The organism is Cohnella xylanilytica (assembly GCF_014212175.1).
Taxonomy (GTDB): Bacteria; Bacillota; Bacilli; order Paenibacillales; family Paenibacillaceae; genus Cohnella; species Cohnella xylanilytica.
In genome coordinates, this window is the sequence record NZ_JACJVR010000022.1 from 14,257 (window position 1) to 38,687 (window position 24,431).

General features: G+C 63.4%; 22 protein-coding genes and 1 pseudogene. 3 read left to right on the forward strand and 20 right to left on the reverse strand.

The window, feature by feature from the left end:
* Positions 1-464 precede the first annotated feature (464 nt).
* The 14 genes from H7B90_RS06920 to H7B90_RS06985 all read right to left on the reverse strand — a co-directional run bounded on the left by H7B90_RS06920 (position 465) and on the right by H7B90_RS06985 (position 16,052).
* A complete protein-coding gene (locus H7B90_RS06920) occupies positions 465-1,826 on the reverse strand; it encodes a sensor histidine kinase (protein ID WP_185135135.1) in 1,362 nt (453 codons plus the stop codon).
* Positions 1,823-2,518, reverse strand: a complete 696-nt coding sequence (locus H7B90_RS06925) for a response regulator transcription factor (protein WP_281421290.1) — start codon at positions 2,516-2,518, stop codon at positions 1,823-1,825. The genes H7B90_RS06920 and H7B90_RS06925 overlap by 4 nt, the downstream gene beginning before the upstream one ends.
* A 13-nt stretch (positions 2,519-2,531) precedes the next feature.
* Positions 2,532-3,782, reverse strand: coding sequence for a chromate efflux transporter (gene chrA / locus H7B90_RS06930; protein ID WP_212959614.1), 1,251 nt, complete (start codon positions 3,780-3,782; stop codon positions 2,532-2,534).
* A 44-nt stretch (positions 3,783-3,826) separates the two neighbouring features.
* Entirely contained in the window at positions 3,827-5,470 is a 1,644-nt protein-coding gene (locus tag H7B90_RS06935) for a serine/threonine-protein kinase (protein WP_185135137.1), read from the reverse strand.
* A 153-nt stretch (positions 5,471-5,623) separates the two neighbouring features.
* Positions 5,624-6,649 carry a 23S rRNA (cytidine(2498)-2'-O)-methyltransferase RlmM gene (locus H7B90_RS06940; protein ID WP_185135138.1) on the reverse strand — a complete coding sequence of 342 codons (1,026 nt, stop codon included), beginning with the start codon at positions 6,647-6,649 and terminating at the stop codon, positions 5,624-5,626.
* Positions 6,650-6,653: 4 nt separating this feature from the next.
* Complete coding sequence (locus tag H7B90_RS06945) at positions 6,654-7,427, reverse strand: ABC transporter ATP-binding protein (RefSeq protein WP_185135139.1); 774 nt, start codon at positions 7,425-7,427, stop codon at positions 6,654-6,656.
* Between the two features lie 192 nt (positions 7,428-7,619).
* Positions 7,620-8,012, reverse strand: coding sequence for a thioredoxin family protein (locus H7B90_RS06950; RefSeq protein ID WP_185135140.1), 393 nt, complete (start codon positions 8,010-8,012; stop codon positions 7,620-7,622).
* Positions 8,009-8,365 (reverse strand): cyclic-phosphate processing receiver domain-containing protein, encoded by a 357-nt coding sequence (locus H7B90_RS06955; protein WP_185135141.1) that lies wholly within the window; start codon positions 8,363-8,365, stop codon positions 8,009-8,011. The genes H7B90_RS06950 and H7B90_RS06955 overlap by 4 nt, the downstream gene beginning before the upstream one ends.
* Entirely contained in the window at positions 8,362-9,204 is an 843-nt protein-coding gene (locus H7B90_RS06960) for a deoxyribonuclease IV (RefSeq protein WP_185135142.1), read from the reverse strand. Before H7B90_RS06960 ends, H7B90_RS06955 begins: the two co-directional genes overlap by 4 nt.
* A 1-nt stretch (position 9,205) precedes the next feature.
* On the reverse strand, positions 9,206-10,024 hold the full coding sequence (mutM, locus tag H7B90_RS06965; RefSeq protein ID WP_185135143.1) for a bifunctional DNA-formamidopyrimidine glycosylase/DNA-(apurinic or apyrimidinic site) lyase: 819 nt from the start codon (positions 10,022-10,024) through the stop codon (positions 9,206-9,208).
* Between the two features lie 27 nt (positions 10,025-10,051).
* The gene (locus H7B90_RS06970; protein ID WP_185135144.1) at positions 10,052-10,891 is read right to left on the reverse strand and encodes an HAD-IIA family hydrolase; all 840 of its coding nucleotides are present in this window, start codon (positions 10,889-10,891) and stop codon (positions 10,052-10,054) included.
* Positions 10,892-10,977: 86 nt separating this feature from the next.
* Positions 10,978-12,450, reverse strand: coding sequence for a ribonuclease H-like domain-containing protein (locus tag H7B90_RS06975; RefSeq protein WP_185135145.1), 1,473 nt, complete (start codon positions 12,448-12,450; stop codon positions 10,978-10,980).
* Complete coding sequence (locus tag H7B90_RS06980) at positions 12,447-14,732, reverse strand: DEAD/DEAH box helicase (protein ID WP_185135146.1); 2,286 nt, start codon at positions 14,730-14,732, stop codon at positions 12,447-12,449. The genes H7B90_RS06975 and H7B90_RS06980 overlap by 4 nt, the downstream gene beginning before the upstream one ends.
* Before the next feature lie 345 nt (positions 14,733-15,077).
* Positions 15,078-16,052 (reverse strand): metal-dependent hydrolase, encoded by a 975-nt coding sequence (locus tag H7B90_RS06985; protein ID WP_185135147.1) that lies wholly within the window; start codon positions 16,050-16,052, stop codon positions 15,078-15,080.
* A gap of 222 nt (positions 16,053-16,274) precedes the next feature.
* On the opposite strand from H7B90_RS06985, the gene tlp reads away from it, so the two are divergent.
* The gene (tlp, locus tag H7B90_RS06990) at positions 16,275-16,484 is read left to right on the forward strand and encodes a small acid-soluble spore protein Tlp (RefSeq protein ID WP_185135148.1); all 210 of its coding nucleotides are present in this window, start codon (positions 16,275-16,277) and stop codon (positions 16,482-16,484) included.
* 266 nt (positions 16,485-16,750) lie between these two features.
* On the opposite strand, the gene metH is transcribed toward tlp, so the two are convergent.
* Positions 16,751-20,203, reverse strand: a complete 3,453-nt coding sequence (gene metH / locus H7B90_RS06995; RefSeq protein ID WP_185135149.1) for a methionine synthase — start codon at positions 20,201-20,203, stop codon at positions 16,751-16,753.
* 156 nt (positions 20,204-20,359) lie between these two features.
* Between metH and mtnD the strand changes: the two genes are divergently transcribed.
* The gene (mtnD, locus tag H7B90_RS07000) at positions 20,360-20,899 is read left to right on the forward strand and encodes an acireductone dioxygenase (RefSeq protein WP_185135150.1); all 540 of its coding nucleotides are present in this window, start codon (positions 20,360-20,362) and stop codon (positions 20,897-20,899) included.
* 65 nt (positions 20,900-20,964) lie between these two features.
* Here mtnD and H7B90_RS07005 read toward each other — a convergent pair whose 3' ends face one another.
* The 4 genes from H7B90_RS07005 to yneA form a co-directional block, all read right to left on the reverse strand.
* Positions 20,965-21,762 carry an HAD family hydrolase gene (locus H7B90_RS07005; protein ID WP_185135151.1) on the reverse strand — a complete coding sequence of 266 codons (798 nt, stop codon included), beginning with the start codon at positions 21,760-21,762 and terminating at the stop codon, positions 20,965-20,967.
* Between the two features lie 34 nt (positions 21,763-21,796).
* A complete protein-coding gene (locus H7B90_RS07010) occupies positions 21,797-22,315 on the reverse strand; it encodes a hypothetical protein (RefSeq protein WP_185135152.1) in 519 nt (172 codons plus the stop codon).
* Between the two features lie 58 nt (positions 22,316-22,373).
* Positions 22,374-22,565 carry a DUF896 domain-containing protein gene (locus tag H7B90_RS07015; RefSeq protein ID WP_185135153.1) on the reverse strand — a complete coding sequence of 64 codons (192 nt, stop codon included), beginning with the start codon at positions 22,563-22,565 and terminating at the stop codon, positions 22,374-22,376.
* Between the two features lie 226 nt (positions 22,566-22,791).
* Positions 22,792-23,232, reverse strand: coding sequence for a cell division suppressor protein YneA (gene yneA, locus H7B90_RS07020; RefSeq protein WP_185135154.1), 441 nt, complete (start codon positions 23,230-23,232; stop codon positions 22,792-22,794).
* Between the two features lie 169 nt (positions 23,233-23,401).
* Between yneA and lexA the strand changes: the two genes are divergently transcribed.
* Entirely contained in the window at positions 23,402-24,025 is a 624-nt protein-coding gene (lexA, locus tag H7B90_RS07025) for a transcriptional repressor LexA (protein WP_185135155.1), read from the forward strand.
* 144 nt (positions 24,026-24,169) lie between these two features.
* Here the strand turns inward: lexA and H7B90_RS07030 are convergent.
* Positions 24,170-24,346: pseudogene (locus tag H7B90_RS07030) on the reverse strand (small acid-soluble spore protein H); the annotation flags it as partial.
* Positions 24,347-24,431: the final 85 nt, after the last annotated feature.

Below are 24,431 nucleotides of genomic sequence, written 5' to 3' on the forward strand. Positions count from 1 at the left end.
CGATAAAAGATAGGATTTGGGATTTACGCCGACATGGCAGGCTTCGCCGCAGCCAGGCGGATTCGCTTGTGTGATTTTTCGAATAGCATCGTCCAAAATAATCGCAAACAAATGAATTATGTATGATTTTTCACATAAAAGCTAAGCAACTCGCCGTAATAAGGTAGAATTTGTATGGTAATTCACACAAATCAAACCTTGCACCTTCTTACGGCGAAATCTATACGATTTTTCATACTCTAGCATGAATCGAAACATCCCGAGATAGGTTTCGTTAGTGAATAGGATGTCGTAAGAAAAAAAGCCTGCGGAACCCCGATTTAAGAGGTTTCGCAGGCCTTTGGTGGACGAGCCCTTCAGCATCTTGTCTCCCGGAAGAGTTTACGTCCGGCTTTTCGAGGCCCATTGCGACCATTCGAGTGAACGCCGGCTGGAGGGAGACGCCGGTTATCCGCACCTGCATTTCACGAATGATGAAGATTGCGAGGGAACTGGAAGACGATCGTCGTCCCGCTGCCCGACTTGCTGAACACTTCGACGCTTCCGCCGTGCAGGTCGACGATGCGCTTCGCGATCGACAAGCCGAGCCCGCTGCCCCCCGTCGAGCGATGCCTGGCTTCGTCCACCCGGTAGAACCGTTCGAACAGGAACGGAATTTCGCTCTCGGGCACGCCGATGCCGTAGTCGGTTACTTCGATCTTCACGCTGACTTTGACGATCCGGATGCGGACGTCGATCGGCTCCTTGCTGTACTTGATGGCGTTGTCGATGACGATCTGCAGGGACTGGCGGATCTTGTCCTTGTCCCCGACCATCGCGACGGAGCTCGACGGGGCATGGACGCGGATCTCCCGCTGGAACGTCGTCCCGAGCACGGAAGCCAGCTCCTTCACGAGACCGGCGACGTCGAAGCGGCTCTTGTGCAGCCAATCGTCCTGCTCCGCTTCCGCGAGGGTCAGCATCGAGAGGGTCAGCTTCTTCAGCCGCTCCGTCTCTTTGACGATGGCCTCCACCGCTTCGTCGCGCACCTCGGCGTTGTCCCGTCCCCAGCGCTTCAGCATGTCCGCGTAGCTACCGATGACCGTTAGAGGCGTCTTCAGCTCGTGCGATGCGTCGGCCACGAACTGCTTCTGCCTCTCGATGTTGCGGTCGATCCGGTCGATCATCTGGTTGAACGCGCGGATGAGCTGCTGAAGCTCCACGGACTCTTCGCGGCCCATCTTCACGCGGTGCAAGACGCCGCTTCGGTCGATCTCTCGCATCGTCTGGACCATCTGGCCGATCGGCCCCGTGAGGCGCGACGTGAACCAGTAGGTGCCGAAGATCGCGAAAACGACGGCTCCGATGCTCGTGACGCTTAGCGCCCCGATCAGAATCTGCAAGTAGCTGTCGAGAACGGTCAGCCGTCTCGCCCCTTCCACCACCCCGACCAGATCGTCGTTCTGGTAGATCGGCTCCGAGAAGATGAGGACGCGCTGGCCGTTGATTCGGACCGTCTCCGAACGGGACACGTTGCTGACGACCGGGGTGATGGACATCAGCTCCTTGTCGATGCCGACCACGTTGACGACGCTGGAGTCCTTCGCCACGATCCGCATCATCTCGTTCGCGTTGTACATGTCGCTAAGCAGCTTCGGATCGTCGATCCCCTCCAGCTTGTTCTTGCGGAGCGTCTCGACGACGAGATCGACCTTGCTCGCCATCAGCTGCATCTCCCCGCGCGTCGTCACGCGGATGACGAAGAAGTACACGAAGATGTTGTACAGCAGAAGGATGAAGATTAACCAGAATACGGTAAAAAGCGTGTAGCGAGAGCGAAGCGTCATGCGTCAGGCTCCTTCACCATATAACCGACGCCTCTGACCGTGTGCAGAAGCTTGTGCCGGTACCCTTTGTCCATTTTTTGCCGCAGGTAGCGAATATAGACGTCGACGACGTTCGTGTCGCCGATGTATTCGTAGCCCCAGACGTCGGACAGAATCTCGTCGCGCGTCTTCTCCTCGTTCTTGTTCCGGGCGAGGTACAGCAGAAGCTCGAATTCGCGCGGAGTCAGATCGATCGCGTGGTCCTTGCGGAATACCTTCCGAGTCATAAGCTCGATCGTCAGGTCGCCGACGCGCAGCACGTCTTCGCCCTCGCCCTCGCGGGAAGCCTTGAAGATCCGCAGCAGGTTCCGCACCCGCGCCAGCAGCTCTTCCATCGCGAACGGCTTCGTGACGTAGTCGTTGGCTCCGTGCTCGAAGCCGCTCACCTTGTCGGGAACGGTATCGCGCGCGGTGAGCAGGATGACCGGAACCGCGTGATCGTTCTGGCGAAGGCGCCGCAGCACCTCGATGCCGTTGAGCCCGGGAAGCATGACGTCGAGCAGCACGAGGTCCCAGCCTCCCTCCGTCGCCATCTCAAGCCCGGACCGGCCGTCCTTGGCGCGCCCGACCGTGTACCCTTCATGCTCCAGTTCGAGCTGAAGAATGCGGGCGATGCCGTCCTCGTCTTCGATAATCAGAATGTTCTCGCTCATCAATGATCACCTCTCATAATGCAATGAATCCGAACGCTGCGCCTCCCGCCGCGACGACCCACGGCGGACACCGCCAGACGGTTAACAGCAGGAAGCCGGCAAGCGCGGCCGCGAAATCTATCGGTTTATAGACGGAGCTTGTCCATACGGGGTTGTAAAAAGCGGCCAAGAGAAGGCCGACGACCGAAGCGTTGACGCCCGCGAGAGCGGCCCTCGCCTTCGAATAGGCGCGCAGGCGGGCCCAGAACGGCATCGTCCCGGCAATGAGCAGGAACGACGGCAGGAAGACGGACAGAAGCATCGAGCCCGCCCGCAGCCAGCTCTCCGTCCCCGAGGCGGATGCCGCGCCGACGTAGGCGGCGAACGTGAACAGCGGGCCGGGCACCGCTTGGGCCGCGCCGTAGCCCGCAAGGAACCGGTCGTCCGTCAGCATCGAGCTGACGACGGGGTCCTGCTGCAGCATGGGCAGAATGACATGCCCGCCGCCGAAGACGAGCGAACCCGCCCGGTAGCCGCTGGCGGCGAGCTGCAGCCACGGCGCCGGATGCCGGTAAGCGAGCAGCGGCAGCAGGAACAGCAGCAGGACGAACAGCGCGAGGCACCCGGCGGCCACAGCCGGCCGAACGACCGGCTTGAAGCCGCTTGCCCCGTCTTGCGCCGGCGGACGGTGCCAGAGCCAGCCCGCCAGCGCCCCAAGCGCGAGCGGAAGCCACTGCCCGATCGTTCCGGGCAAGAGCAGGGCGCTCGCCGCGGCGATGCCGGCCAGCGTCGCCCGCAGCCGGTCCGGCGCCAGCGTCCGGGCCATGCTCCATACCGCTTGGGCGACGACCGCCACGGCCACCAGCTTGAGGCCGTGCAGCCATCCGGCGTCGGTCCAGCCGCCGTGCTTGACGCCGAGCGCGAATAGAACGAGCAGGAGCGCCGACGGCAGCGTGAAGCCGAGCCATGCGGCGATGCCGCCCAGCCAGCCGGCCCTCTGCATGCCGATGCTAATGCCGAGCTGGCTGCTGGCCGGACCCGGCAGGAATTGGCAGAGCGCCGTCAAATCCGCGAACGCCCGCTCCGACAGCCAGCGCTTGCGAACGACGTATTCCTCCCGGAAATAGCCGATATGCGCGACCGGTCCGCCGAACGAAGTCAATCCGAGCTTCAAGGCGGTCCAGCCGACTTCCATCCAATCCAGGCGACGAATCGCCTTCCGCTTCTCCATCCGGTTAAGCTCTCCCCGTCGCTCCTTGGTCTCCCGCTCTTCCCATTGTACCATGCCTGTCCAATCCGATCGACGGTTAACCGTTCCAGCGGGAGCCGTTAACGGAACAGCGGCCGCTTCTCCACCCACTCCTTGCGGATGAACCGATCCATTCGCTCCGACATCCGCTTGTCCGGCCGGACCGGTTCGCCCCGCCAGAGAGACCGGGCGACCTCGTCCAGAGGAACGGCCGGCATGGCGAGGAGAGGCTTCGCGGGGAACGTCGCGAGCCAATCTTCCCTGCGCGGGAAGTCGTGGTCGCGATTGGCGATCCATCCGAATCCGGCGCCGCGTCTTCTCGCCGCTTCCTCCATGCGCAAGACCGCCCTCTGGCGGCGCGAATTCCACTTCGCGGGCAAGCAGTCGGCGACGACGTATAGCCGGTCGGCGTACGCGCCGACCCATTCCGCGACGCCCGGCGTCTCCCACCGGCTGGACACGTCCAGCAGCACGATGGCCGGACCCAGCCTCCGCAGCCAAGAGGCGAACGCCTTCTCCGGAGGCCGCATGCCGGCGGAACCTGGATCCAGCGGATAATAGGCGGCGGTCCCCTTCTTCCACGAAGGCGCCGAAGGCAGCTCTCCGGCCGGGTCGGCGTACGCGGCGCGGGCGGGACGGTTCCGGTCTCCGTCCAGCGCGTAGTAGAGCTCCGGCTCGCCGCCCGGGCATTCGACGAGCGCGTGCGGCGCTTCGAGCCCGGCCAGACGAGCCGACAAGGCGGAGGCGACGAAGCTGGCCCCGGCGCCGGGATATGCGGAGACGAAGGCATACACCTGCGCTCCCCAACCCGGTCCCCGGCCCGATCCCGAACCGCCGCCCATGGTCCCGCCCGTATCGCCGAATCCCGATCCGAATCCCGCCTGCGGCTCCGCTTCCTCGCCAATCTCGGCCGCGAGCGCCTCCAGCTCGCGGAACAGCTCGTCGGCGCTCGCCGGACGGTCCTCGGGCCGCTCCGCGAGCAATCGCTCGAGCAGATCGGCGAACCGGGGAGGCACGAGCCGGTCCAGCTTCGCCCGCGGGTTCCGCCCGTAGGCGAACGAACCGCCGGCGAGCAAGTAGTAGACGACCGCCCCCAGGCCGTACAGGTCCGTCCTGGCGTCGGACTGCTCGCCCTTCAGCTGCTCGGGCGCGGCGAAGCCCGGAGTCCCTAGCCTCAGCGTGTCCGAATCCGCCCCCGCCCGGTACAGCCGGGCGATGCCGAAGTCGACGAGGATCGCCCGGTCCCGGGCGTCGATCAGCACGTTGCCCGGCTTCAGGTCGCGGAAGACGACGGGCGGGTCCTGCGCGTGCAGATAGCGGAGCACGTCGCACAGCTGCAGCATATACCGGAGCAGCGTCGGATACGGGATGTGGCCGCCCATCTGGGCCCACCTCTCGCCGAGCGTCTCCCCCGCGACGTAGTCCATGACGATGCAGGCGACGCCGCTCCGGTCCGGCGGGAAGTAGTCGACGATCTGCGGCAGATGCGGGTGCTGCAGCCTTCCGAGCAGCCTCGCCTCCGCGATGAACGCTTCCCTCTCCTCGGGCAGCGGCTTCGTCAGCTTGATCGCCCGGAGCTTGCCGCCGAGCCTCGCGTCTTCCGCCAGATGTACGCTGCCCATGCCTCCGCGGCCGATCGCGCCGATGATCCGGTACCGGCCCGCGAGAACGCTTCCCGGCTCGGTCCGGTAGACGGGCTCCGCGGCCTCTTCTCTTCCTCCCATGTCCGTTACCCTCCTCGGATAGGGACGAATCCCTATACCATTCGCAAGCCGGGTCTCTTATCGGGGCGTCCAGGGGACAAAAAAATCCCGCGCGGAAGAGCGAGACCAGCCGAGCTGGCTTCGCGCTTCCGGCGCGGGATGCTTTCCCGTCCGTCAGGGCTTGCGTTTCACCCATAGTGTAACCTCTTCGCGGTTATGAAACAACTGCTTGACGCGCAAAATCTCGAACGCCTTGGCGTACTCGCCGACCAGGTCGTCGATCGTCTGCAGCGGCTTGCGGTACATCAGCTTCAGCGTGACGATCCCCGAAGCGCCGGCCGACAGGGCCGGAGCGAGCTCGGACACGATCCGGCACGTATGGTGCGGGTCCCAGCTCATGTCGCAGACGAGCAGGTCGAACGATCCGGGAGCGAACGACAGCTCCGCGGCGTTCCGGCGAATATGGCGCAGGCGCGGATGCCCTTCGAGGGAAGGATGCATCTCCGCCGGGTCGACCGCCGTGACCTTGACGCCCCGCTCCAGCAGGACGGACGTCCAACCGCCCGGCGCCGCTCCGAGGTCGAGCGCGTTCACGAAGCCGCCCAGCGGGAGCCCGAACGTCCGCTCGGCTTCGAGCAGCTTGAAGGCGGCGCGGGAGATCAAGCCCTCCTCCCTCCGGAACCGCACGGCGCCGCCCGGCCAATCCGACAGATTGTCGCGAGGCGCGGACAGGCCGAGATAAAGCGATTTTTTGGCGGCATAGACGGACAAGATCCGCTTCGAATCTCTCGCGACCGGCTCCGCGCCGAGCTCCCGCAGCGCCGGAACGATCGCGTCCCTTCCCTCCGCCGACGAGAACGGGAACGGACTGTCCGGCGACTTGCGGACTTGCACCGCCACCGTCGAGCCGGCCAGCTTGGCCGCCAGGCCCTTCGCGAAGCGGATCATCGTCCCGGCCGTCTCTTCCGGATCCGCAGTCAGCCCGGCTTCTTCGTCCGCCGGGAACAGATGCCGCAGGAAGACCGGCTCGTCCTTGCGCAGCGAGGCGATCAGTTCCTCTCCCGGGATGTCCCCGGAGCTCAGCTTGAACGTCTCTCCCGGGGCGAGACCCGACAGCTTGACGCCGGGGAACCGCCGCCTCAGCTCTTCCATCGCGTAAGGAGCGAAGCCGGGGTTGGCGGTTGCAATGTAATCGGTCATTCTGTTAGTTTTCCTTTCCTACCCGAATCCAAGGCCGGTCTTCGTGCCATTCCACCGTCACGGGAACGTCGTACGCGGAGCGCAGCAGCTCCGGGGTCAGCACTTCTCGCTTCGGCCCCGCCGCCACGATCCGTCCGTCCGCCATCAGCGCCACGTGCGTGAACATCGGGATGATCTCTTCGATATGATGCGTAACGTACAGCATGGACATGTTCCGGCGGGCGAGTCCGCTCATCGCGTCCAGGAATTTCTCCCGCTCGTACAGGTCCAAGCCGGCGCAAGGCTCGTCCAGGATAAGCAGCTTCGGATCGGCCATCATCGTGCGCGCGAGCAGCACCTTCTTGCGTTCCCCCTGCGACAACGTCCCGAACGATTGCTCCGCCATGTGGCCGAAGCCGACCCGCTCCAGCTCGGCTTGCGCCCTCTCGCGAACCTCTTCCGGCACTTCCTCGTACACTCGCAGGTACGCGTAGGCTCCGCCGACGACGATCTCCCATACCGGGTCTCTTAACGTAAATTTCTCGATCAAGGAAGGTCCTATGTATCCGATCTCCTTGCGCACCTCGCGCAGGTCCACCGTCCCGTACAAGTGGCCGAGCACGCTCACCTTCCCCGTCGTCGGGAACAGGTAGCCGTTGATCATCTCGAGCACCGTCGTCTTGCCGCAGCCATTGCGGCCGAGCAGCACCCAGTGCTCGCCTTCCTTCACCTCGAGATCGACGCCGCGCAGAATGTCCCTCTGGCCGCGTCGCAGCGTAAGGTGGTCCAGCTTGATCATACTTCCGTCTCCTCTCCGGCGTTCTCCACATTCGCGTCCTCTTGCGCGCGTCCCCCGGTTCGCGTCTTCGCGGAAGCGGAGGCGCTCTCGAACTATCGCGTCCTTTGTACAACCGCAACTCGTACACCGCGACTCGTACACCGCGAATCGCGCTATCTCGTCACTCGTTCTGACGCCATTCTCTCGTTATCGCTATCGCGACTCTCCGGAGCCGTCTGCCGAATGCTCCCCGGCGCCGTCCGCAAGGCCGGACTCCCCGTCAACGGGGGCAGCCTTGCGGACGGCGGCAAGGCGTTCGGACAGCTCCACGACGGAACCGAACCGGTACGTCTTGGTCCATGCCCCGTCCTCCCCCCGGACGAGCAGGCAAGGAACGCTCTCGATCCGGAAGCGTTCGGCGAGGCCGGGCATGACGTTCAGGTTCGCGGAGGCGATCTCGAGCTCCGGCCTCATCGTCTCGACAATGCCCAGCATGCGCTTCGCAAGCGCGCACGTACCGCACAGCGGCGTATGGACGAACAAGACGCGGGGCGCGCTTCGCCCTTCCAGCTCCCGCTCCCAGGAGCCCGCTTCCCATTCCTTCATTCGCCGCCGTCCTTCCGAACCATGGAGACAGCCGCTTCGGCCAGCACCGCCGCCGGCATCGGGCCGTCGTGAACGGCGAGCCCGGGCGGCGCCGCGTCCCGCAGCGCCCTCACCATCTGCGCCCGGCCCATCATGCTCGACGAATGCACGTAGACCCTCTTCGGGTAACGCGCCGTCGCGATCATGCCGTGAACGACGGACAAGCCGTTCGGCTGGCCGAGACCGAGCTCGAAGTCGAGCGACAGCACGTCGACCTCGCACTCCGCCAGCAGCAGCAAGCATTCCTCCGCGGACCGGGCGGCCACGAAGCCTTGCGGGCAGGGACGTACATCATCCAGATAAACGTTGATCACGGAATCTCCTCCAACCGCTCCCAGCGCCGGACGAGCCCGATCTCTTCGGCATGGGTGCCGCTCGGTCCGGCCGGCGTCTCCAGAATAAAAGGGACGTTCTTAAGCTCCGGGCTGGACGCCAGCCGCCGGAGCCGTTCTTCCCCGATGTGCCCCTCCCCGATCCTCGCGTGCCTGTCGCGCCGAGAACCGGAAGGGTATCGCGAATCGTTCAGATGAACGACGGCGAGATGGTCCCAGAACCCGAGCTTCGCCGCGCGCGCCCGGAATTCGTCCCAATCCGGGCCGCTCCACTGTCCGCTCGCGAACAGGTGGCACGTGTCCAGGCAGAAGCCGACCCCTTCGGGCCGTTCGCACAGCGAGCGCACGGTAACGAGCTCCTCCGGCGTCGTCCCGAACGGGCCGTGGTCGCCGGCCTGGTTCTCGAGCAGAATCTTCGCGTTCCCTTGCCAGCGGGCGAGCACTCGATTGATCCATTGTATAACATTTTGGTAGCCGTGTAACGGGTCGTCCCCTTTGGCGATGCCGAAGTGCACGACGACGCCGACCGAGCCGCACGCTTCCGCGATCTCGAGGTCGTTCAGCGTGCAGGCGGCCATCTGCTCGGAGACGGCCCCCTCCGCCGCCGGGTTGACCGGATACGGGCCGTGGGCGACCGAAGCGACGTCGTTCTCCCTGCACCATTCGGCGCAGCGCAGCGCCTCCTGGCGGTCGAAGTCCTTGATCTGGATGCTTCTCGGATTCTTCGGAAAATACTGGAACGCGCTGCCTCCGATCCGGACGGCCGCGCGAGCCGCTTCCCGGTAGCCTCGGCGGGTGCTTAGATGGCTTCCGGCGATCATGCTAGCGATCCTTCTGGCAGGCCGGGCAGAAAAACATCTTGCGCGAAGAGACGATCTCGAGCCGGATCGGGCTCCCGCACCGAGGACAAGGCTCCCCTTCCCGGTCGTACACGCGGACGCGGTCGTCGTGCCCGCCTACGTACGTGTCATCTTCCGTGAACTTGCGGTCCATGTAGCCGCCGTTCGTCGTCGCTTCCTCAAGCACCTTCCGCATCGAGCGATAGAGACGAAGCTTCGTCTCTTCCGTCAGATCGGGAATCGAGGCGGTCGGCAGCACCTCCGCGTCGAAGCAGATCTCGTCCGAATAGCAGTTGCCGATGCCGGACACGAGCTTCTGGTCGACGAGGGTCGGCTTCAGCTTGCCGCGCCGGGCTCCGAGCCGCTTCGCGAACGCCTCGGGCGTCAGGCGGGAGTCGAACGGATCGGGACCCAGGTCCTTCAGCTTCTCGAGCGCGCTCTTCGCGCTGAGGCGATGCAGGTAGCCGAGCCGCAGGCCCCCGAAGAAGAGACGGTTGCCGTCGTCGAAGGTCAGAACGACCTGGTACGTGCTGTCTTCCTTCTCCGGCCGGGGTCCGTAGTAGAGCCAGCCCCCGAGCATCAGATGAAGCAGGAGGCGGTTGCCGTCGTCCAGATGGAACAGCAGATGCTTGCCCCGGCGTTCCACGAACAGCACCTTGCGCCCCGTCAGGGCGGCTTGGAATTCGCCGACCGGTTCGTTGATCGTTTTCTCCCGGTTCACTTCGACCGCTTCGATCGCATGCCCGCAGACGAGCGGCGAGAGCAGGCGCCGATAAGTATCCATTTCCGGCCATTCCGGCATGATGACGTTCATCCCTTCGTCGGTTCTTCACTCGGTTCGTAAGTATCGTTCCAAATAAGCGCCCAATTCGGCCGGTCCCCGGCAGACGAGGTCCGGCAGGGCTCCCGCCGCTTCGCACTTGCGGCGCCAGTCTTCCTCCGCGCACAGTCCGGTCAGGACGAGCACGGACGGGCAGCCCGCGGCGAGGCCGGCGGCGATATCGGTGAGCGGGTTGTCGCCGACGACCCAAGCTTCGGAAGCCGCGACTCCCGCCCTCGCGAGCGCGAAGTCCATCAGGATCGGCGAAGGCTTGCCGATCACCGTCGGCTCGACGCCGCTGGCCGCTTGAAGAGCGGCCGCGATGCTGCCGGCGCCCGGCAGCACGCCGCCCTCGACAGGGAGCTGGCGGTCCGGATTCGTCAGCAGATACTCCGCTCCGTTCAAGAGATGGCCGAGCGCTTCCGTCAGCCGGTCGTATGTCAGAGAGCGGTCGATGCCTTGCACGACGATGTCGGCGGCGCCCCCTTCGGGAGAGCGGAACCCCGCTTCGCGCATCGCCTCCTGCAGCCCGTGCTCGCCGATGACGAAGGCGGACGCTGCGGGATGTCTCGTCTTCGCGTAGGCCGCGGCCGCTTCCGCGGACGTAATCACTTGTTCGGCCTTCGCGGGAATGCCCATTCTATGCAAGTGGTCCGCCACTTGCGACGGCGTCCGCGTCGAATTGTTGGTCAGGTACCAGCAGGGCAGTCCGCGCGCGGTTAAAGCTTCTATAAGCTTATCCGCCCCGGGTACCGGTTCATCCCCCCGGTACAGCGTGCCGTCCAGGTCGAACAGCAGCGCCTTGGGCGCGCGCGGAAGGGTCGTCGGCTCGTGCGGATATGGATTCATGAGGACGGTTCACTCGCCTTCGCTATCGGATTATGTCGGCTGTCGCCATTCTCCAACAATACCCTTTTTGACGACGGGGGGCAAGATCAGGTTCGGCTTCCCCGCGATTTGCGGCGCAATCGCTCCACCCGGTGCCGCAGCCCCTCCCGCTCTTCGCGGATTCGGGCCTGCTCCCGGGCCGAGACCGGCCGCCGGAGCGCCAGCTCGAGCGCCCTCTCGGCGAACCGGAGCGCCTCGGAGGCGTTCTTCGCGCGGTGCTCGTAGAACATCGCCAGCTCGACATGGGCTTCGTACGACGGGAACGCCGCCTTCTCCGCCCGGTCCGCCGCCCGCAGCCAGAGCGGGACGGCCGCTTCGAACCGCCCCAGCTTCTTGTAGCGAAGCGCGGTCTTGAGCCACCATCTCGACGCCGCCTCGTCCTGCCGGGCGGCCAGCGCTTCGAAGAGCCGCTCCGAACGGTCCGTTCTTCCGTGGGCGTCTAGCCAGGCGGCCGTCCGGAACAGCTCCTCCGCCGCTTCGGGGATGCCGTCGCCGGCGGCTTCTTCGCCGAGGCCGAGCCGCCCGCTTCCCGCCAGCAGCGCTCCGAAGTGGGTCGCCAGCGTCACGAGCGTCAGCACGTCGCGTTCGTTGTGCAGGTAGACGCCCTCCAAGTGGGCGGCGTCCCCGTCGCTCAGGAATTTGACGTACAGCTCCGGGGCGAGGGAGCCGGGCACGTCCTCCTCTCTCGCGATGCCGAGCCGATCCTGCTCGATCCGGCTCAGCCGGCACGATTCCAGCGTGTTGCGCCACAGCGCGCGCGACGGGTGCAGGAAGTCGAGGTGGCCGGGCTCGGGGCCCTTGCGGCGCCAGCCGTTCAGAATATAGCGGCCGGCCAGCACCGGCCAGTCGAAGGAGCGTCCGTTGTACGTGACGAGATGCGTGCGGTTCGCCATCCGGCCGAGCAAGTAATGGAGCATCGCCTTCTCTTCCCCGGGATGGCGGATGAGCGTCTGCTCCACGTACAGCTTGCCTTCCGCCGGTTCGACGTAGCCGATCCCGATCATGAACGGCACGTTGCCGGCCCCGACGCCGAGCCCGGTCGTCTCCGTGTCGAGGAACAGCAGCCGTCCGGCTTCGATCGGGAGGCCCGACAAGTCGTCCGCCCCCTTATTCTGCCTCGAGGCGACGGGTTCCAGCCACGGCGCGTAGTCGAGCAGCTCGCGCAGCTCGTACAGTCCGTGCCGGCTGGCGAGGGGATAGGCGAGGCGGCGGAGCAGGAAGCTGCCGAACTCGTTGTCGGCCTGCTCTACTCCGAGCCGCGCGAACGAAGGATGAAGCTCCGACTGCGCCTTCTCCTTCTCCGCTTCCCGGGCGACCGCAACCGCCGCCGCTTCTCCGGTCGACGAGGCCGCATCGAGTCCGGCCGCCCCCGGCCGAGCGAGGGCTTGAGCAGCCGCGCCCTCCCGCTCCTCCGCCGCCGTCTCCGCCTTCGCTTGGGCGATATACGCCTCGTCCGCGGCCTTCGCCGCCGCCGCTTGCGCCCTTAGCCGCTCCAGCCGCTCGCGCAGCCCGCCGCTCATGCGGTACCACGCGTCCTTCGCAGCAGGCCGAGCGACAGCTCCTTGCCCAGCAGGCCGACTTCCTCGATCGGCCCGACGCAGGCCGGGCAGCCGCTCAGGCAGCCGCAGCCGACGATGAGCCGCTCCGCTTCCTCCAGCAGCTCGTCGTGCATCTCGTACAGCCGCTGGCTAAGCCCGATTCCACCCGGATACCGGTCGTAGAAGTAGATCGTCGGCTTCTTCGCGTGCGTCGACTTCACTTGAGGCACGACCCGGATGTCGAACGGGTCGCACATGAGATGCAGCGGCGCCAGATGGATCAGCACGTTCGCGAGGCCGAGCAAAGCCATCTGCATGTCGTTCGCGTTCATCCCGGCTTCCGCTTCCTCGGCGAACGAGAACCAGTAGGCGCTCGTGTGCAGCTCCTCCTCGGGCAGATGGATGGGGCCCGAGCCGATGTTCTCGTGCGTGCGCAGGCGGATCTTCTTGAAGATCGTCGGCTTCGCCGTGACGCTGACTTCCCCGTACTGCCGCACGATCGGCCCGCTCGTCGTCTCCCGGTCCGCATGCAGCACCTTCAGCTCCACCGCCAGGCTCGCATCCGTGAAGTAGTCGACGTTCACCTGGCGGACGTACGCTTTTTTCTCCGGATAATCGAGCTTCTCGACCTGGTACTGGACGCCTTCGTGGATGTAGATCGCTTCCTCGTGGATGAGCGTCGGAGCGCCGAACCGGTCGACCTCGCCGATGACCTTGTGGCCCTCCGTCATGTCGATGATGACGAAGTTCTCCTGCGCCGCGGAGCGGAGCGAGACGTTATGCGCCGGGAATGCCTGCTCCATCCAGTACCAGCGGTCGCCCGCCCGGTGGAGCACCTTCTCCTCCGCCAGAAATTCGAGCAGGTCGCTCAGCTTCTCGCCCCCGAACGTGTCTCCCTCCTCGAACGGCAGCTCGTAAGCGGCGCACTTGACGTGGTCGAGCAGAATGAGCAGATTGTCGGGATGAATGCGGGCTTCCTCCGGCGGCGTGCCGAGAAAATAATCCGGATTCTGGATCAGATACTGATCCAGCGGGTTGCTGCTCGCGACGAGGAACGTCACCGAGCTCCCGTGGCGACGTCCCGCCCGGCCCGACTGCTGCCACGTGCTGGCGATCGAGCCGGGATAGCCGTTCAGGACGCACGCCTGCAGCTGGCCGATGTCGATGCCGAGCTCGAGCGCGTTCGTGCTGACGACGCCGCGAATCTCCCCGCTTCGGAGCCCCCGTTCGATCTCCCGCCGCTGCTTCGGCAGATAGCCCCCGCGATAGCCCCGGATCGACTTCGTCCCGAGCTCGCGCTTGACGAGATCCTGCAGATAGGTGAGCAGAATCTCGACCCGGACGCGGCTTCGCGCGAACACGATCGTCTGGATGCCGCTCTTCAGCAGCAGGCCGGCCAGCTTCTGCGATTCCAGGACGCTCGACTTGCGGATGCCGAGCTGCTGGTTGACGACCGGCGGGTTGTAGAAAACGAGGTGCTTCTCGCCCGACGGGGCGCCGTTGTCGTCGACCAGTTCCACCGGCTCTCCGAGCAGCCTCTCGGCGTGCTCCCGAGGGTTGCGGATCGTCGCGGAGGCGCACAGGAACTGCGGGTTGCTGCCGTAGAACCGGCAGATCCGCTTCAGCCTCCGGATGACGTTCGCGACGTGGCTGCCGAATACGCCCCGGTAGGCGTGCAGCTCGTCGATAACGATGTACTTGACGTTCTCGAACAGCTTGACCCACTTCGTATGATGCGGCAGGATGGCGGAATGCAGCATGTCCGGATTGGTCACGATAATGTGGCCCGCGTTGCGAATCGCCTGGCGGACCGTCGGCGGCGTGTCCCCGTCGTAGGTGTGCGTCTTGATGTCGGCTTCCATCAGGTTGGCCAGCTCCTGCAGCTCCGCGACCTGATCCTGCGCCAGCGCCTTCGTCGGGAACAGGTACAGGGCCCGCACGCTGTCGTCGGCGAGCAGATGCTCGAGAACGGGCAGGTTGTAGCAGAGCGTCTTGCCCGACGCCGTCGGGGTTACCGTGACGACGTTCTTGCCTTCTCTCACCGCCCGATAGGAAGCGGCTTGATGCGTATACAGTTCTCGGATGCCCTTGCTCGCGAGCGCCTCCGCCAGCTTGCCGTTCATGCCCGCCGGCATCGGAACGGTGCGCGCCGGCTTGGCGGGCTGGGTATGCCAATGCGTGACGTTGGCCATGATCTCGGGATGGCCTCTCAGCAGATCGAGCCATTCCTCTACCGTGGCCGCTTTACCCGTCCATGGATTCACGGCGATATCTCCTTCGTACGTCTATTTATATGTTTTTATGCGTTTTCCTCCATTGTACAGAATACATGTTCGCCCTTCAACGTTCCGGCGCAACTTCCTTCGACTCTCCCGCCTGCCGCGATCCGGGATTATCTCTCCGTTTTCTTGCGTTTTCACGCGTTTCCGCTTCTTGTCGACAACGAATGTCGGGTCCTGCGCTTTCCCGGGAAAAGAATATTTCCGCTGTCTGAAAATTCTCTCTCTTCCCCCGCCCCCTCCCCACTTCCGGTCCCCGGGGAGGGTCGATTCCACGCGCATGAAAAAGCCGCCCCCGGCGGGACGGCCTCCGTCATGCTGCGGCATTCCTTATACGTAGGGCGGTTCCCAAGCCTTCTTGTGCCAGCCCAGCTTCTGATCGATCACGTTCAGCTGCCGGTCGAGCCGAACCTCGGCCCGGAACGGCCAATCCCGCTCCCGCCAGAACCTCAGGTCCGTCCAGGTGACCAGGTAGCCGCCGTCCGGCTGCTCCTGCCACTGGACGTACGCCCGCTTGGCGAAGTGCAAGAGCGCCTGCACGTGCGAGACCCGGCGCGACGCCCGGACGCAATCGTGGGCGTCGGCTTCCTCCCTCGGCAGCTGGGCCGTCGGCTGCAGCTTCCGGCCGACGAGGCGTCCCATGCGGAAGCCTTCGTCCGTCTGGACGACGTAATGCCAGCGATGCCAGAGAAGATCGGGCAGCACGTGCACGGCGATCGCGCGGGGGAACCGCCGCTTGACGAGCCGCACGGCCAAGCCGTGGTGCGCGATCCGCAGCAGCGCGTACCCGGCCGTCGCCAGCCAGACGGCGAGGAACGCCGTTCCGGGGGCGCTCCAGCCTCCCGCCAGCCAGACGATAAAGGCGGTTCCGTGCAGGAGCAGCAGGAACGGATCGGTTAAGCACAGCGAGTCGAGGTGCAGCCAGCCGCGGCGGACCGGCAGCAGGCACTGAACCCCGTACGCGTTCGTCAGATCGAACGCGACGTGAAGAACGACGGCCAGAAGCGCCCAGCCGAACACGATCGCCGCGTGCGGCCACTCCCCGAACGCCCACGCCGTCAAGGGAGCGATAAGCAGCGGCCACAGCAGCAGGGCCGGCAGCGAATGGCTCCAGCCGCGGTGATGCTTCACGTAGGCGTCGGTTCCTTTGAGCCGGAACACGGCGTCGAAGTCGGGCGCGTGGGACCCGATCAGCGCCGCGCACAGCACGGCCCCCGACAGGGCCGGGTCGCCGTGGACGATAGGACTTAAGTGCGCCGCCCCCGCCAACGTCGCGCCGAATAGCAGGTGAGAGCCCGTATCCATGGAGATGACCGCCTTTCTCTCGGATGGGTAGCGGCTAACGATGCCGCTAACGACTCCAGATTAGCCGCGAACTGTTCGCTCCGTATCAAACGGAAGTTACCCGTTCGTAAGAAGAAACTTATTCGGCGGCCCGGCGGATAGAACGGCGGCGGGATTGCCATGCTATCGGACGGGAGCGCGCCTGCGAGCCCATCCCAATCGACTCCAAAGGAGAATGCGAACATGGCGAAGCCGGACGATCGTTCCAATAACGCGGAGCGCCTGCGGAACGCGGTGCAGAACACCCAGGGGAACCTGGAAGAAGCGGAAGAGTACCTGGACGAGCACGCGGACGAGATCGGCTCCGAAGAAGCCGAAGCGATCTCGGACAAGAACGCCCGCCGCCGTCACGCGATCGAGGGTATGGAATCGGAGATCGAAGACGAGTCCTGATGCCTTTAACGCGGAACGGGTGCGACTTCCGAGGAGGAAGCGCACCCGTTTTGATTTTGAAGAAGTGTTCGAGAATAGCTTGTTATACGCCTTACGCCGGGAGCCGTCCCAACAAGACGGTTTTTTCCGCTTATTCAGCGACCTCGTGCCGGCAACCGTCTAAACAAGACGTTTTTTCCGCCTAGTCGAACACTCGCTAAAAATCCCCGTCCCCATCTCAGTCCCTGGAAAGTTCCCGCACGCGGTCCCTCGCGCAATTAACGCCATTAACTTTTATCGACGTTAAAATATTGCGCCTCCGGATGCGCGAACACCATGGCCGATACCGACGCCTCCGGCTCCATCATGAAGCCTTCGGTCAGATGAACGCCGATATCCTCCGGCTTCATCAGCTCGAACAGCGGCCCCTGGTCCTCCAGATCCGGGCAGGCCGGGTAGCCGAACGACACGCGGATGCCTTGGTAGCGCGCGCCGAACCGCTGCTTCATCGTCATCTCGACCGGGTCCGGGAAGCCCCAATTGTCCCGCATGATCTGGTGGACGCGTTCCGCCATCCCCTCGGCGACTTCGAGCGCCGTGGACAGCAGCGCGTGCGAGCGGAGATAATCGCCCTTCTCCTTCCAATACTCCGCCTGCTCCCGGGCGCCTTGGCCCGCCGTAACGACGAGGAAGCCGACCGTGTCCATGACTCCGCTCTCCACCGAACGCAGGAAGTCCGACAGGCAGAGGAACGGCTCGACCGCCTGGCGCGGGAACGAGAACCGCTTCAGCACCTTCGTCTTATCCTGCGGGTCGTAGATCAGAATATCGTTGCCGTCCGATTGGGCCGGGAAGAAGCGGTACATCCCCTGCGGCTTCAGCCAGCCGTGCCGCTGGGCCTCCGCCATCAGCTCGTCGACCGTCGCCTTGAGCTGCACCGTCTTCTCGTCGCCGGCCGCGAGCAGCTCTTCCACCTTGCCCTTGACGCCGAGATGGTGGCCGAGCAGCATCTGGAAGTTGACGTACGGCAGCACGTGGCTCAGCGGGTAATCGCGAAGCACGTGACGCTCGTAGTCCGGCGGCGTGAACAGCGGCGCGTCCTGGGAGATGTTCGAGCGGCGCGCCCGCGTGAGCTCCGGAAGCTCCTTCTTCGTCTCCCCTTCTTCCGACAGAAGCGCGAGCGCCGCCCGATGCTCCTCTTCGATCCGGGTACGCTGCGCGGGATCGCTCAGCTTGTTCGCCAGATCGAGCCCGTCCATCGCGTCCTTCGCGTAGAGCACGACCCCGTCGTATTCGGGCGCGATCCGCGTCTTCGTGAACTTGCGCGTCAGCGCCGCCCCGCCGACGAGAATCGGCGCGTCGATGCCCGCGTTGCGCAGGTCCTGCGCGGTCAGCACCATCTGCTGCGCGGACTTGACGAGCAGCCCCGACAGGCCGATCGCGTCCGGCTTCTCGGCGCGGTACGCTTCGATCAACTGCTCCGGCGGCACCTTGATGCCGAGGTTGACGATCTTGTAGCCGTTGTTGGCGAGAATGATCTCGACGAGGTTTTTGCCGATGTCATGCACGTCTCCCTTGACGGTGGCGAGCATGATTTTCCCCTTCACGGCGGAATCGGCCTTCTCCATGTGCGGCTCGAGATGGGCGACGGACGCCTTCATCACTTCCGCGCTCTGCAGCACCTCGGCGACGATCAGTTCGTTGTTGTTGAACAGCCGGCCGACCTCCGACATCCCGTCCATAAGAGGTCCGTTGATGATGTCGAGCGGCGCGTACTTCTTCAGGGCTTCGTCCAGATCGGCGAATAGCCCTTCCTTGCTGCCTTCCACGACGTAATTGGCGAGTCTCTCCTCGAGCGACAGATTGTCGGCCTTGACCTTCTTCTCGACCTTCTTGTCGCGGAACGCGGCCACGAACGCAGCCAGCGTCTCGTCGTTCGTCTCGTAGAGCAGCTTCTCCGCCAAGTGGCGCTCGTGCTCCGGAATGGACGCGTAGCGCTCCAGCTTCTCGGTGTTGACGATCGCGTAGTCGAGCCCGGCCTTCGTGCACTCGTACAGGAACACCGAGTTCAGCACTTCCCGGCCCGCGTCCGGCAAGCCGAACGAGATGTTGCTGATGCCGAGGATCGTCTGGCACTTGGGCAGCGCCTGCTTGATGAGGCGAATGCCTTCGATCGTCTCCTTCGCGGAGCCGATGTATTGCTCGTCGCCGGTGCCGACGGGGAAGACGAGAGGGTCGAAAATAATATCCTCGCTCGCCAGCCCGTACTTGTTCACGAGAAGATCGTGCGAGCGGACCGCGACGTCCAGCTTGTCTTCCCGCTTGATCGCCTGCCCCCGTTCGTCGATCGTTCCGACGACGACGGCGGCGCCGTAACGGTGCACGATCGGCACGACCTTCTCGAACTTCTCTTCCCCGTCCTCGAGGTTGATCGAGTTGATGATCGACTTGCCTTGAATGTATTTGAAGGACAGCTCGATGACGGCCGGGTCGGTCGTGTCGATCATAAGCGGAGCCTTGACCTTCTTCGTGACGAATTCGAGGAACTTCTTCATATCCGACGCTTCGTCGCGGTCCGGATCCTGCACGCACACGTCGATGACGTGAGCCCCGTTCTTCACCTGGGCGCGGGCGATCTCGGACGCTTCCTCGTACTTGCCCTCCGCGATCAGCCGCTTGAACTTGCGGGAGCCGAGCACGTTCGTCCGTTCGCCGACCATGTACGGACGGCTCTCGTTCTCGATGTACACCGTCTCGATGCCGGAGACGGCCGGCGGATGGTCGCCTTCGCGCTTGCGGGGAGCGACGCCCTCCATGGCGGCGGCGATCGCGGCGATATGCGCCGGCGTCGTGCCGCAGCAGCCGCCAGCCACGTTCAGCCAGCCCTGCTCGGCGAACGCGCGCAGCTTCTTCGCGAGCGATTCCGGGGATTCGTGGTAATGCCCGTTCTCGTCCGGCAGCCCCGCGTTCGGATAGCAGCTGATCGCCGTATGCGCGAGCGAGGACAGCGTGCGGATATGGTCGCGCATAAATTCCGGACCGGTCGCGCAGTTTAAGCCGACCGAGACCGGGTTCAAGTGTTCGAGGGAAATATAGAAGGATTCGATATTCTGACCCGCGAGCGTCGTTCCCATCGGTTCGATCGTGCCGCTGATCATGACGGGAAGGTCGCGTCCCGTCTTCTCGAACGCTTGGCGGACGCCGATGCCGGCCGCCTTGACGTTTAGCGTATCCTGGCACGTCTCGATCAGGATCGCGTCGACGCCGCCTTCGATAAGGGCGACCGTCTGCTCGCGATAATCGTCGACCAGCTGGTCGAACGTTACGCCGCCCGTGACCGACAGCGTCTTCGTCGTCGGTCCGAGCGCTCCGGCCGCATAGCGGGGCTTCTCCGGCGTCGAATATTTGTCGCAGGCTTCGCGGGCGAGCTTGGCCGCCGCGAGGTTAATCTCCCGCGCCTTCCCGGGGATGTCGTATTCCGCGAGCACGACGGCGGTCGCGCCGAACGTGTTCGTCTCGATAATATCCGCTCCGGCCTCCAGATAAGCGGAGTGGATGCCGAAGATGACGTCCGGCCGGGTCAGGACGAGCATCTCGTTGCAGCCTTCCAGCTCTTCCCCGCCGAAGTCCTCGGCCGTCAACCCGGCTTGCTGGATCATCGTGCCCATCGCGCCGTCGAGAATGAGAATTCGCTTCTCGAGCGCCTCTTGCAATGTCGGTTTGGTATACGTTAAAGTCATGTTAGATGCCTCTTCCTTCGTCTGCAAAATCATTAAGCTCTATACTACCAGAATCGGATGATCCCGGAAAGATGTGTATAGCCGCTTAGTCGACACCGGACGGAAATTGGGTTATAATCAAGTCACTAATTCATATTGGGAAAGAAGGAATAATCCATGGCCAAGATTAAGGTCCGCAATACCGGCGAACTGATTCAAGGCGAAGAGAACGTGCGTTCCTTCCTGGAGAAGCAATCCGTTCTGTACGAACACTGGGATCCGAAGAAGCTGCCGGAGCGCCTTCAGGAGAACTTCAACCTTAGCGCGGAAGACAAGGATGAGATTCTCTCCACGTTCAAGACGGAGATCGAAGACTTGGCCGCCCGCCGCGGCTACAAGACTTGGGACATCGTCGTCCTGAGCGAGAACACGCCGAACATCGAGGATCTGCTGAAGAAGTTCGAGCAGGTTCACACCCACACCGAAGACGAAGTCCGCGCCATTACGGCTGGCGAAGGCATCTTCATCATCAAGGGCGACGATTCGGTCGGCTACTTCGACGTCATCCTCTCGCCCGGCGACGTCATCTCCGTACCGGAAGGCAACCCGCACTTCTTCACGCTGACCGACCTCCGCAAGGTCGTGGCCGTTCGCCTGTTCATCGAGACCGAAGGCTGGATCGCCCATCCGTTCGAAGATCCCGCGTTCGTTAAGTGACTCTTCGCTTCAAGACAAATCCCCTGCCCCGGAACGTCCGTTCCTCCGGCAGGGGATTTTTGTCTTTAGCCGTTCAATCGGTTGAGCAAAGGAATCAGATCCCTTAGGCTCGCGATCTCGTGGCTCGGCACGATGTCTCCGGTCCGCTCGATCCCGTGGCGGTTGATCCAGACGGACGTCATGCCCACTCCGTTGGCACCCTGAATGTCGGTCGTCAGCTTGTCGCCGACCATGACGCCCTCTTCGGCCGAGATGCCGAGCTTGTCCATCGCATGCCGGAACAGGCGGGGCGACGGCTTGCCTTCGCCGAAGTGGCCGGAGATGACGATCGCGTCGAAGTACGGGGCGATGGCCGGCACGCCGTCCAGCTTCTCCTGCTGAAGATCGGGCGAGCCGTTCGTGAGCAGCAGCAGCTTGTAAGACTCGCGCAGGATGTCGAGCACCTCGAACGTCTCTTCGTAGACGTGAGGCAATCCGCGCCGCTGCGCCGGGAACAGCTCGGCCAGCTTCGCTCCGAGCTCGGGATCGTCGACTCCGAGGGCGGCCAGCCCGCGCGTCCACGCGTCGCGGCGATAACCCGGCGCGATCTGCTCCAGCTTGCGGAACATCGGATGATCTCCGTGCGTGAAGTTCCCCCACAGACCCTCGAACGGGTTGATGCCGATCATCTGGGTGAAAGAGAACGTCTCGTAGCTCTCGTACAAGGCTCTCGCTTCCTTGCGGACGGAAGCTTCCAGAGCGTCGGCGTCCAAGCCGGCGGCTTCCGCTCCGACCCGGCAGGTCGATTCGAAGGCTTCCTTGATGCTGCGCTCGTCCCACAGCAGAGTGTCGTCCAAATCAAACAATACGGCTCTGATCGTCATGAATGCGGTCCCTCTCCCCGATGTACGGCTGTCTCTATTTGCTCTTCAATTCCCATTCGATATGATGCAGCGTCGCGAACGCGTGAAGTCTCTCCCCCATCTTCTCGATCGGAAACCGGTTCATGAACCGCGAGAAAACCCAATTGCCGCCCTTCACCGTCTCTACGATAATATAGCCCGGCTGTTGGACGAGCTTGCGGATCTCGGTCGGCTTCAGCCGCTTGTAGCCGGAGAAGCGGCGCGTCTCCAGGAAGTCCTTGCCGACGGCCAGATACGGCCGGCGAAGATAGTAGAACACGGCCAGCAGCAAATATAAGCCTACGGTTACCCAGAACATGCTGGCGGTCTGCTGGAACGCTTCCGACCAAGGCTGCGAGATCAGAACGATCAGAACCGCCAGCAGAACGAGCAGCGTCGGCACGATATAGCTGCGCCCCTGGAAGCGGTCGATCTGTTGGGCCGGCGCGGCGATGGCGCCCTTGCCTTCCTTCTTGCGCCGCTTGTTGATTTGCTTCGAATTGCGTTCTACCATGCGTTCCCAGGAACGTGACATTGCGATGAATCCCCCTCGGTCATGGCGGCTGCGGCCGCGGCTGTTGCTCTGCGATACGTTAATGGCGGATACCCGACTTCGGCGGTTCGTCCGTAAACTCGATGCCGTCGAGTTGATAACGGAATGACTTGCGGAAGTTCGCCAGGTACTTCTTGCGAAGCGAGTCGCGTTCGGCCAATTCCTCTTCCGTCAGGCCGATCGTTTTATGTTTACGGGCGAGCTCGTTAATTCTCGCTACCAATTCCTCCATGATTCGTTCACTCTCCTTCCCGTGTTCCGTGCGTGAAAACCCTCTTCTACTTTGACATTTTCCACTAGACGTGTCAAGGCGCCCAAGCGCTCCCGCCCCCTGCCGGCCAAATCGTCCGGACGACAAAAAAGAGACCGGGACGTCTGCGGGACGCCTCCGATCTCTCTCGCTTCATTAATAGTATCTCAACCCGAACAAGCTGACACAAATATGCGAACATATGATCCTATGTCTTGAGAACCGTAGCAGGGATAATCAGCCGGTCGCCGCTCCGCAAGGAAGACGAGGTCAAGTCGTTGCGCTTCTTGATCTGATGGATGACGGCGCGCGTATCCATCCCTTCCTGCTTCACGCTCTCCGCGATCGACCACAGCGTGTCTCCGCTGTCTACCAAGACGACCCGTTCCTCCGCGGAAACCGGCTTGGCCGCGGATTCGTCCGCGAACGAACGCATGAACGAGAATCCCGCGAACAGGATGACGAACGCCGCGAACAAGAACGACAACCGGGCCAGCTTCCAACCTGCTTCTCTCTTGGCGACGCCCGAACGCCTTCCGCCGCGTTCCCCTTCTACCTTCTTATATCGATTCGAGCCCGGGTTCGAGCTCGCGAACGTTCCGCGATTCCCTTCGTTGGATCCGGATCCGATAACCCATGCATGTACCATATCGACTCACCGCTCCCCAAACATTTGTTCTGGTTTCATAATAACACGAACATACGTTTGAATCAACCATAATTTAGAACATTTGTTCCGAGAGAACGAATGTTTGTGCGAACTTCGGTTCTGTGTTATAATTTGTCATATGAACTCTTCCATTCAGGAGGTAACGGGCGTGTCGAAGATGTCTAACCGCCAGACGGCGATATTGGAATTCATTAAGAACGAAGTGAAGGACAAGGGGTATCCCCCTTCCGTCCGCGAGATCGGCGAAGCCGTCGGCCTCGCTTCGAGCTCCACCGTTCATGGCCATCTGGACCGCCTCGAGAAGAAGGGCCTGATCCGCCGGGACCCGACGAAGCCCCGCGCGATCGAGATTCTGGACGAAGACGGGGAGTCCAGCACCCATTACGCCTTCGCGGTGCGCAAGGTGCCTCTCGTCGGCAAGGTCACGGCCGGCGTCCCGATTACCGCCACGGAGAATATCGAGGATTACTACCCTCTTCCCGAAGCCATGGTAGGCGACCAGCAGGTGTTCATGCTCACCGTCGTCGGGGACAGCATGATCGAAGCCGGCATCCATAGCGGCGACTTCGTCATCGTGCGCCAGCAGCAATCCGCCAATAACGGCGACATCGTCGTGGCCATGACGGAAGACGACGAAGCGACCGTCAAGACGTTCTACAAGGAACGGGACCACATTCGCTTGCAGCCGCAGAACAGCGCCATGGAGCCGCTTCGCCTGAACAAGGTGAGCATTCTCGGGAAGGTTATCGGGCTGATTCGCAGCATCAAGTAATCGCCATGGAATCGAAGAAGGATCGTTCTTCGGGGATCCCCCGTCGAACGATCCTTTTTTACCTTTTGCCGCATGCTATTCTCTTCCCGTGGGGCAACCCATTAGCCCGCCGATCGGCCCGTCCGTCTCCAACCCGTCGGCTGCATGCTCCTTCAGCTCGCCGACCGGAACGTTGGTCTCCCGCTCCGGGCTGTCGAGCGGATAAACCCGCGCCGTCTCCGTATCCTCGTCGACGTGCTGAATGTACACCGGAGTCCCGTTCAACGTCACGTTCGCCATGACCGGCGATGCGGCGATCTCGGACGCCCGCTGCGTGTTCATGCGATTCTCACCCTCCTTGAACATGGAATTCGTTAAAGTATGACCCGCCGCGGTCGGCAAGATACGTTGCATGTCAACGGTTTGC